General features: G+C 56.0%; 3 protein-coding genes. All 3 read left to right on the forward strand.

What is annotated here, in order from left to right; all coding sequences use genetic code 11:
* The first annotated feature begins 875 nt into the window (after positions 1-875).
* Complete coding sequence (locus tag VK725_RS04420) at positions 876-1,538, forward strand: response regulator transcription factor (RefSeq protein WP_325316844.1); 663 nt, start codon at positions 876-878, stop codon at positions 1,536-1,538.
* A gap of 601 nt (positions 1,539-2,139) precedes the next feature.
* Entirely contained in the window at positions 2,140-3,123 is a 984-nt protein-coding gene (locus VK725_RS04425) for an AraC family transcriptional regulator (RefSeq protein ID WP_325316845.1), read from the forward strand.
* A 491-nt stretch (positions 3,124-3,614) separates the two neighbouring features.
* On the forward strand, positions 3,615-4,388 hold a 774-nt coding region (locus tag VK725_RS04430), incomplete at its 3' end, for an ESPR-type extended signal peptide-containing protein (RefSeq protein WP_325316846.1).

A 4,388-nucleotide genomic window follows, 5' to 3' on the forward strand; every position in this document is an offset into this window, starting at 1 on the left:
GTTGGCGCAACGGGCCATCACAGAACATCCAGACTTGCGGATTTTGCTGCTAAGTGGGCATGTGGGCCGTGAACGCGAGGATGAGCTGAACGGCTTTACGCTCCTCTACAAACCATGTAGTTCGGGTGAGTTGATGGCGGCGATCCAAACTCTTTTCGAAGAGACATAGTCCTTTCCCGCCCGGTGGGTCGTACGGTCCGCATTTTGCCAAGAGACAAAGCCGAGCGACGATACTGACCAAGACGGCGGGAAACATGGCACATACACCAACTTTCAAGAACGTCCAAAAGCTCAATCGACGTTGATGGATGGCGAATGTTTTTATTGCGCGATGTCGACCCAAAGGGACGTAAGGGACAAACTTACGGAAGATAGGTGAAACGTCTTTCCGAGTCGATACGAATACCGAATGCTCATGTTGCAGTTGAAAGTGACCAACAGAGCGGCGCGATTAGGGCGTATCGCAGGTAGCGGTTGCATCATCCTGAAGATAGGGCCAAGTCCACAGCGTTAGCCCAAGTATCATTCGATGTTCGTCCCGTCCAAGCCCGACCGAGGTAGGTCGCTCGTTGGTGATCCACAAGCCCGTTTGTAGGAATCGGTATTGCTTTCTTTGGACTGAAACAAGAATTGCAAAATGGAAGTCCCATTGCATGACCGTATTCCATACGGGAGCAGCGCAAGCGAGCAGCCGTACTCAAAAGACAAGCCAAGTAGGTGAGCTGTAGATAGTGATGTTCAAATATGTGATTACTTTGGCACTTTGATGTTCAGCCAACAGGATAAATTGACCACTTAGATCGATACAAAACCTTTCGTGCGGCGATGTCCTGTCGGCAAGTTTCTCGCACGGAGCCAGGCAGGGCGGGGTGGGCGTGCGGATCGTTGTGGCAGATAGCCATGAAATAGTGCGTATAGGTTTGCGCACTCTATTGCAGCATGGCCGTGAAGGGTACGAGGTGGTCGCCGAGGCTTCCAACGGGAGCGAACTGCTCCACGTGCTCGACCACACTTCAAGTGATGTGGTTATCGTCGATTTCCTGATGCAGGGCGAAGACAAGTCCTTGGACGGTGTCGCACTGCTGCGCGAATTGCGCCGGCGTCATCCCAGACTGCGCGTAGTCGTGCTGACCATGCTGCGGAATCTTGCAATATTCAGAACCATGTACCGGGAAGGTGCCGCTGCCGTGGTGGAGAAGGCCTCCATGGTGGATGAGCTGCTCGTTGCGCTGCGCACGGTTCGTGCTGGCCGTACCTACGTAAGCAGGCAACTTGGCGAGCATCTCATCGATGGCAGTAGCGTAGCGGTCGACAAGCATGTGGAACATGGCAACGCCGTTCGCCATCTCTCTGCGCGCGAAGCGGAAGTGGTGCGACTGTTTGCACAGGGGCTTGCCTTGACCGAAATAGCCGCCTTCACGCATCGAAGCATCAAGACCATCAGCCGGCAGAAACGCAACGCTATGCTCAAGTTGGGGCTTACCAACGATCGCCAGCTTTTCGAGTACGCACGCATGCACGGGTTGTATGGTGAGTAGCTATTGAAGGCTGTCTTTACCAAGACAGCGGATGTGAAGGGTGGTTCTTTGGATACTTCACAACGTGTCGATGCAGTATGAGAATTTTCTTATTTCCCTCCCTCCGTTCCGCTGCATACGCTGCGTTCAACGCCTTTAGCGGTGCGCGAGTTCTGCCCGATCGGCAAGCAGTTTTTATCAACTACTTGCTTTTGACAGATGTCAAACGGGTAACACGCGCCAACTGCCCAGGAAGGCTAAATCCTGCGGACGTTGTGTAGCGGGAATGTTGTTTGAAGATATTGGGGGCTTCATGTACATCGCAGTTTGTCGTAGTCCACTGGTCTGTACCGTGCAGACGAGTGCTTGCCGAAGCTTCTGTTGCATTCCAGGCAAACCTCCCCAGTGAGTGGCGATGATGCCGTGGAGACAAATGTGTCGCGTTCCATCGCACCTGCTTCGTTGAACGGCGGCTAGCGACGCTGACAAAGCGTGGCGTCATTGCGTCATTTCCTTTACTGGCATCTCCCTGATGTCGCGCGATCTTGCGCAGTCGTTGAACTTGCAGGCGTATCCCACGAAGCGCTTGCTACGCACGTTATTTTGAATACAGGGGAAAGCCATGGAGGCGTCTTTGGCCTTGGTGGAACGAAAAGTCGCACTGGCTGGTATCGATGTCATGCGCAAGGTGCTCGACCTTTGCAAATTGGAGGCCATTTCGCTGCGTGAGGGCGGCTTAAGCGGTGTATTGGGCAGCTACCGGCACGGAAACGCGACGCTGTGCAGTTTCGTTGTCGATTTCGCTTTTCACGGGCGCTTCGTGTTGCCGTTTGGCCATTACTTGTTTTGCTACGTGCATCATGCAGCGCAGGGGAGCTGGTGTACTGGCATGCCGTTGTTGTCGAGTACAGCATTGATCGTGTTGCCGGACAGCACGTGCGAGGTGATGCTCGGGCCGGAATCCTGTATCAGCATTGTGATGGCCCCGATTCACTCTGACGTAATGCAGGTTGTCGAAAGGAATTCCGATTCCTTCGGTTCACCAGGTCGTCAATTTTCGCTATTCCGGCCGGAATGCCTCGCCGGCAGCGGGCTGGGCCATCGTTATGCGGTGATGTTCGAGAGTTTAACCAGTAGAACGAGCCAAAGCATGGCCGCACTTGTCGAGAGCGGTTTGATGGACATCCTGATCGATGCACGTAGTTGGGACGAAATGCTGGCCCACACCGGTCCAGCCTCGTCGCACGTTTACAGCTACAGGCTGCATTATCCGAGTTTACGCAAGGCGGTCCGTTTCATGCGCACGCATTTGCACCGCGATATCTACATGGACGAAGTGGCCCGCGCTGTACAAATAAGCGAACGCAGTCTGCGTCACGTTTTCGACGATATGCTCGGCGTGTCGCCCACCCGCTACCTTTCCCTGCTCAGGTTGCATGAGGCAAGTCGTCTGCTTTCCACGCATAGTACAGGCAGACTATCCGTCAAGGCGGTAGCCATGAGCTGCGGCTTGTGGGATCTCTCACGATTTGCTGCCAATTATCGGCGCGCGTTCGGTGAGCACCCTAGCATGACGCTGATGCGCACCTGCGACATGGCCTCTTAGCGCCTTTGTAAACGAGTCGTGCGTGTCGACGAGTCGACATATTTCTAGCGACGTTGAGCTTCTTCCGGATCTAGTCCCGGAGGAATCTAAACATTCTTCGTCGAGCTATCGGAGCTCTGCCGAATTTGCATATCGATCGCCGTATTTGCGCATGCGGCGTTCCGAATTTGCGCATTGCATGCGGCCTCATTCCCGTTCAATGAACACGCACTACATACAGCGCGCGAACCAGTCGCGTTGCGAGCGTAAGGGCGAATCCCGTGTGCGCGACGCTCCCTTCGGCGTTGGCGAGCGTGGGTCGGACTGAGTGAGTCCCGCATGTCAGGAGGGTGTGTGCCGGCAAATCGACGTCGGTGGCTAGTCACTGATTTCCCTCCGAGACGCTTCACGATCGTTTGCTTGCCGGGGATTCCCTTTCGGCGCGGGGCGTGGTTCGCGCAAAAGGATAGGGCAATTTTTCAGTGCCCATGGAAGCGGTTTTCGGAGATGCCATGAACAGGATCTACAGCAAAGTCTGGAACGCTTCGTTGAAGCAGTGGGTGGTGGCTTCTGAACTGGCCACTTGTCATCGAGGCAGCGTGGATGGTGGACAGCGTGCAAACGGCCGGCCATCGCTTTGGCACCTGAGTCCGAGCATCAGCGAGGAAATCAGACACCGGTGCGCCCGACTAAGCTGGAAGTCGACCATGGCAGCGTTGCCGATACTGGCAGGCGTCATGGTGCCCGGAATGGCGTTGGCGCAATACAACGCCGGAGCCGGTACCACCTCTGGCACCGGCCAGATCGCGATCAGCGGTAATTGCGGCTCGAACAATGCTGCGGCGCTTGGTGGCTCTGGTGACTTCAATGAGATCGCTATAGGGTGCTTGTCGATTGCCGAAGGTCTCAACGCTACGGCAATCGGACCCAATGCCCAGGCGTTGGCTCCCGGCGCCACGGCGCTTGGCGTTAACTCGATCGCAAACGCGCAGTACGCAACTGCTCTTGGCATTGCTTCCGTTGCCTCGGGAACGAACGCCACCGCCGTTGGACTCAATGCAGCGGCGACAGGCTCCAATTCCATCGCCGCCGGATCGGGTGCGCAGGCCACGGCGTCAAATACCGCTTCACTCGGATCTTCTGCCAGTGCCACGGCCAATTTCGCGCTTGCTCTTGGCAATCAGGTCGCAGCGAGCGGTGTGGGGTCGGTCGCGGCGGGCTCAGGTGCCGTGAGTTCGGGCGTTTCGTCGGTGGCGGTGGGCAACAATGCCAGTGCCTCCGGCAGC

Origin of the sequence: Dyella sp. (genome assembly GCF_035486915.1) — a bacterium.
GTDB lineage: Bacteria > Pseudomonadota > Gammaproteobacteria > Xanthomonadales > Rhodanobacteraceae > Dyella_B.